6 protein-coding genes are annotated in these 5,239 nt (G+C 66.3%); 3 read left to right on the top strand and 3 right to left on the bottom strand.

The window, feature by feature from the left end:
* Positions 1 to 21: 21 nt before the first annotated feature.
* The 3 genes from Y705_RS0104730 to Y705_RS0104720 form a co-directional block, all read right to left on the bottom strand.
* Positions 22 to 651 carry an MBL fold metallo-hydrolase gene (locus Y705_RS0104730; RefSeq protein ID WP_026532013.1) on the bottom strand — a complete coding sequence of 210 codons (630 nt, stop codon included), beginning with the start codon at positions 649 to 651 and terminating at the stop codon, positions 22 to 24.
* Positions 651 to 1,736, bottom strand: a complete 1,086-nt coding sequence (locus Y705_RS0104725) for an S-(hydroxymethyl)mycothiol dehydrogenase (RefSeq protein ID WP_026532012.1) — start codon at positions 1,734 to 1,736, stop codon at positions 651 to 653. The genes Y705_RS0104730 and Y705_RS0104725 overlap by 1 nt, the downstream gene beginning before the upstream one ends.
* Before the next feature lie 75 nt (positions 1,737 to 1,811).
* Positions 1,812 to 2,069, bottom strand: a complete 258-nt coding sequence (locus tag Y705_RS0104720; RefSeq protein ID WP_026532011.1) for a mycoredoxin — start codon at positions 2,067 to 2,069, stop codon at positions 1,812 to 1,814.
* A 131-nt stretch (positions 2,070 to 2,200) separates the two neighbouring features.
* Between Y705_RS0104720 and Y705_RS0104715 the strand changes: the two genes are divergently transcribed.
* The 3 genes from Y705_RS0104715 to Y705_RS17475 form a co-directional block, all read left to right on the top strand.
* Positions 2,201 to 2,500, top strand: a complete 300-nt coding sequence (locus Y705_RS0104715; protein WP_026532010.1) for a chorismate mutase — start codon at positions 2,201 to 2,203, stop codon at positions 2,498 to 2,500.
* Between the two features lie 159 nt (positions 2,501 to 2,659).
* Entirely contained in the window at positions 2,660 to 4,669 is a 2,010-nt protein-coding gene (thrS, locus tag Y705_RS0104710) for a threonine--tRNA ligase (protein WP_026532009.1), read from the top strand.
* Positions 4,669 to 5,239: HIT family protein (locus Y705_RS17475; protein ID WP_081737788.1), on the top strand; the 571-nt coding region annotated here is incomplete at its 3' end. The genes thrS and Y705_RS17475, both read left to right, overlap by 1 nt.

Genomic DNA, 5,239 nt, shown 5'->3' with positions numbered 1-5,239 from the left:
GGGCAGGTCGACCGACACGCCCTAGTGGCCGCGGGCGATCCACTCGTCGAGCTGCGGGGCCTCGGCGCCGATCGTGGTGCTGTCGCCGTGCCCTGTGCGGGCAATGGTGTCGGCCGGGAGCGTCAGCAGTTTGGACCGGATGGATTCGATGATGGTGGGGAAGTCGCTGTAGGAACGGCCGGTGGCACCCGGTCCGCCCTGGAACAGCGTGTCCCCGGTGAAGACCGTGCCGGCCTCCTCGAGGAGATAGCAGACCGACCCGGGGGAGTGCCCGGGCGTGTGCAGTGCGCGCAAGGAGATGCCGGCAACCTCGACGGTATCGCCGTCGAGGATTTCCTGGTCGGGGCTGAGCTCGGGGAACACCTGGTTCCACAGCACGCGGTCCTCCGGGTGGAGGTAGATGGGCGCGTGGACGGCGTCGAAAAGCTCGCCGACCGCGCGGATGTGGTCATCGTGGGCGTGCGTCAGCAGGATGGCCTTCACCGTGCGGCCGTTGATCTGGTCGAGAATGGCGGCGGCGTCGTGCGGGGCGTCGATCACCACGCATTCGGCGTCGTCGCCCACGATCCACACGTTGTTGTCGACGTCCCAGGTGCCGCCGTCGAGGGAGAACGTTCCCGAGGTCACGAGGTGCTCGATCCGCGCCGCCATCAGAGTTCCACCACCGAGCGCAGCACCGTGCCGTCATGCATCTTGGCGAACGCTTCCTCCACCTGGTCGAGCCGGATCCGTTCGGTGACGAAGGCATCCAGGTCCAGGTTGCCCTGCAGGTAGTGGCTGACCAGCATCGGGAAGTCCCGGCTGGGTAGGCAGTCGCCGTACCAGGACGACTTCAGTGATCCGCCGCGCCCGAACACGTCAAGGAGCGGCAGTTCGATCGTCATGTCGGGGGTCGGTACGCCCACCAGCACCACCGTGCCCGCAAGGTCGCGGGCGTAGAACGCCTGCCGGTAGGTTTCCGGGCGGCCCACGGCGTCGATGACGACGTCGGCTCCGTTCCCTCCGGTCAGCGCCCGGATCGCCTCGACCGGGTCCTCCTCCTTGGAGTTGACGGCGTGCGTGGCACCGAGACCCTTGGCGAGTTCGGTCTTCCGGGGATCGATGTCGACGGCGATGATCGTCGTTGCCCCTGCGAGCTTCGCCCCGGCGACCGCTGCGATGCCCACGCCGCCGCAGCCGATGACGGCCACCGAGTCGCCACGCTGCACATTGCCCGTGTTGATCGAGGCGCCGATGCCCGCCATGATGCCGCAGCCGAGCAGGCCCACGGCGGCGGCGTCGGCCTCGGGATCCACCCTCGTGCACTGCCCCGCCGCGACGAGTGTCTTCTCCGCGAAGGCGCCGATGCCGAGGGCGGGCGAGAGCTCGGTGCCGTCCTCGAGCGTCATCTTCTGGGTGGCGTTGTGCGTGTTGAAGCAGTACTGCGGCTCTCCACGGCGGCAGGCGCGGCATTCCCCGCACACCGCACGCCAGTTCAGGATGACGCGGTCACCCGGTGCGACGGAGGTGACGTCGTCGCCCACCGCACTGACCACGCCGGTGGCCTCGTGCCCCAGGAGGAAGGGGAAATCGTCGTTGATTCCGCCCTGCTGATAGTGGAGGTCGGTATGGCAGACGCCGCACGTGAGAATGTCCACGAGCGCCTCGCCGGGGCCGGGATCGGGGACAAGGATCGTTTCGACGGTTGCCGGGGCGTTCTTCTCTCGAACTACAACAGCCTGGACTTGATGGGCCATAACGGGACGTCCTTCCGCTGGGAGGGTGGGGGCAGGTCGATGATCGGCCTGCCCCCAGCATATTCGGGCGGAGCCTTATACGCTCAGGCGGCTCTTGACCTCGCTGAGGGAAGGGTTCGTCGCCGCTGAACCATCGGGGAAGAGGACCGTCGGAACCGTCTGGTTTCCACCGTTCAGTGACTCGACCAGTTCGGCGGTTCCCTCGACGTCCTCGATATTGATCTCGCGGTAACCGATGCCCTGTGCGTCGAGCTGCGACTTGAGTCGCCGGCAATAGCCGCACCAGGTGGTCGAGAACATGGTGATGGTTCCTGCGTCGGGCGTGAAGTCCACGGTGCTCCTTGGGTTGGGTCAGGTGCACGTCTTGAATCGTGCACAGTCGTCAACCACGGGGGCGGCTGATCAATTCCTGCCAACACGTCACAACATCCGACTCGGCTTTCAATTGTCGATAGTCTCGTTCCATGGCCGACGACGAGACAGACACCGCAGGAAAACTCAACGCCGTGCGCGAGGCGATCAACGAGGTGGACGAGCAGATGGTTGCCCTGATCTCGCGGCGTGAGCGCCTGGTGCGACGCGCGGGAGCACTGAAGCACGACGACGCCTCGGTGCGTGCACCTGCCCGGGTGGAGCAGGTCATCAGCAATGTGCGGGGGTACGCCGAGAAACAGGGGGTCGACCCGGCCGTTGTGGAGGAAACCTACCGTGCCATGATCTCGGCCTTCATCGAACTGGAGCTCAAGGTGCGCCGCGAGCGCTGAAGGCCGGATTTCCCTCCGCAGCTGGGTCGGTTGGTGGGCCTACTGGCCAACCGATACGATCGACAGGAGCCGCCCGCCGGAAAATACGGAGGGGATGGCCCCGGCCGTGACCTGCGGTTCCGGTATGCCTGCAGTCCCAGTATCCCCGAGGAGACAATCGTGTCAGCGCCCCCTATTACCCTCATCGTCGATGGCGAGGAGCTTGAGGTGACTTCGGGCATCACGGGAGCGGAGCTGTTCCGGGAACGCCGCGACGTCGTCGTGGCCCGCGTCGACGGCGACCTGTGGGACCTCGCGCGTGAACTGAGCGACGGCGCGAGCGTCGAAGCCGTCTCCATCGATTCGCCGGCCGGCCTCGAGGTGCTGCGCCACTCCGCCGCGCACGTGATGGCCCAGGCGGTCCAGCAGTTGCGGCCCGGTGCCCAGCTGGGGATCGGGCCCTACATCACCGACGGTTTCTACTTCGACTTCGACGTCGAGGAACCCTTCACGCCCGACGAGCTGAAGCAGCTCGAAAAGATGATGCTGAAGATCGTCAACGCCAACCAGCTGTTCGTCCGCCGGGGGGTCTCGGAGGACGAGGCCCGCGAGGCCATGGCGAACGAGCCGTACAAGCTCGAGCTGATCGGGCTGAAGGGCGCGGCAGGCGACGACGACGGCGCGTCGGTCGAAGTGGGCGCGGGGGAACTCACGATCTACGAGAACGTCGACCGCAAGACGGGCGACGTCGTCTGGCAGGATCTCTGCCGCGGCCCGCACCTGCCCAACACGAAGCTCATCTCGAACGCCTATGCTCTGACGCGCTCGGCCGCCGCGTACTGGCGTGGAAGTGAGAAGAACAAGCAGCTGCAGCGGATCTACGGCACGGCGTGGCCCACCAAGGACGCGCTGAAGGCCTATCAGGAACGCCTGGCCGAGGCCGAGCGTCGCGACCACCGGCGTCTCGGGACCGAACTCGACCTCTTCTCGTTCCCGGACGAGCTCGGCTCGGGCCTGCCGGTGTTCCACCCCAAGGGCGGGGTGATCCGCAAGGCCATGGAGGACTACTCACGCCAGCGCCACACCGACGCCGGCTACGAGTTCGTCTACACCCCGCACATCACCAAGGGGCACCTGTACGAGGTGTCGGGCCACCTCGACTGGTACCGGGACGGCATGTTCCCGGCGATGCATGTGGACGAGGAACTGAACGAGGACGGCACGGTGCGCAAGCCCGGGCAGGACTACTACCTCAAGCCCATGAACTGCCCCATGCACAACCTCATCTTCCGGTCCCGTGGACGGTCCTACCGGGAGCTTCCGCTGCGGCTCTTCGAATTCGGTTCCGTCTACCGGTATGAGAAGTCCGGGGTGGTACACGGCCTGACCCGCGTGCGCGGCATGACGCAGGACGACGCCCACATCTATTGCACGCGCGAGCAGATGAAGGACGAACTGACCGATACGCTGAATTTCGTGCTGGGGCTGCTGAAGGATTACGGCCTCAACGATTTCTACCTCGAACTCTCCACGAAGAACGAGGAGAAGTCGGTCGGTTCGGACGAGATCTGGGATGAGGCCACCCGCACCCTCGCCGAAGTGGCCGAGGCCTCCGGGCTTGATCTGGTGCCGGATCCGGGCGGCGCAGCATTCTACGGTCCGAAGATCTCCGTCCAGGCGCGCGACGCGATCGGACGAACCTGGCAGATGTCCACCATCCAGCTGGACTTCAACCTGCCCGAGCGCTTCGAACTCGAATACCAGGCGGCCGACGGAACACGCCAGCGTCCCGTCATGATCCACCGGGCGCTCTTCGGTTCGATCGAGCGGTTCATGGGAGTGCTGACCGAACACTACGCGGGCGCTTTTCCGGCCTGGTTGGCGCCGGTCCAGGTCCTGGCCGTTCCCGTGGCCGAGGCATTCAACGACTACCTGTACGACGTCGTCGACCAGCTGAAGGCCGAGGGCATCCGCGCGCACGTGGATGCGGGCTCCGACCGTTTCCCGAAGAAGATCCGGACGGCGAGCAAGGAGAAGGTGCCCTTCGTCCTGATCGCCGGAGGCGAGGACCAGGACGCCGGAGCCGTCTCCTTCCGCTTCCGCGACGGCAGCCAGGACAACCAGGTCCCGGTCGCCGAGGCGGTCCGACGCATCGTCGAGGCTGTGCGTACGCGGGACGCGTCCATCTGATGGCGGGGCATGGGGGTCCCGAGGACGGGGAGGTCACGGACGACTTCGAGATTCCCGGTGTCCCCGACGCATTCCAGCGCCTCTGGACGCCCCATCGCATGGCCTACATCAAGCGCGGCCAGGACCAGGTCAAGTCCGAGGACAACTGCCCGTTCTGCCTTGCGCCCGGCAGGAGCGACGAGAACTCGCTCATCGTGCACCGCGGCCTCCACGCCTACGTGGTGCTGAACCTCTACCCCTACAACCCGGGCCACCTCCTGGTCTGCCCTTACCGCCACGTGCCCGACTACACCGACGTCGACCTCGCCGAGACAGCCGAGATCGCCGCCCTCAGCCAGACGGCGATGCGGGTGCTGCGGCAGGTTTCAAGCGCGTCGGGGTTCAATCTCGGCATGAACCAGGGAGTGACGGGAGGCGCCGGGATAGCGGCCCACCTGCACCAGCATGTGGTGCCACGGTGGGGAGGCGACGGGAACTTCCTCCCGATCATCGCCCAGACCAAGGCCGTCACCCAGACCCTCGGCGAGGTACGGAGCCAGCTCGCGGCGGCCTGGCCGAACCTAGATCGGA

The organism is Arthrobacter sp. H41, assembly GCF_000520535.1.
Classification (GTDB): domain Bacteria; phylum Actinomycetota; class Actinomycetes; order Actinomycetales; family Micrococcaceae; genus Arthrobacter_D.
This window is presented reverse-complemented; position numbering and strand designations above follow the sequence as displayed.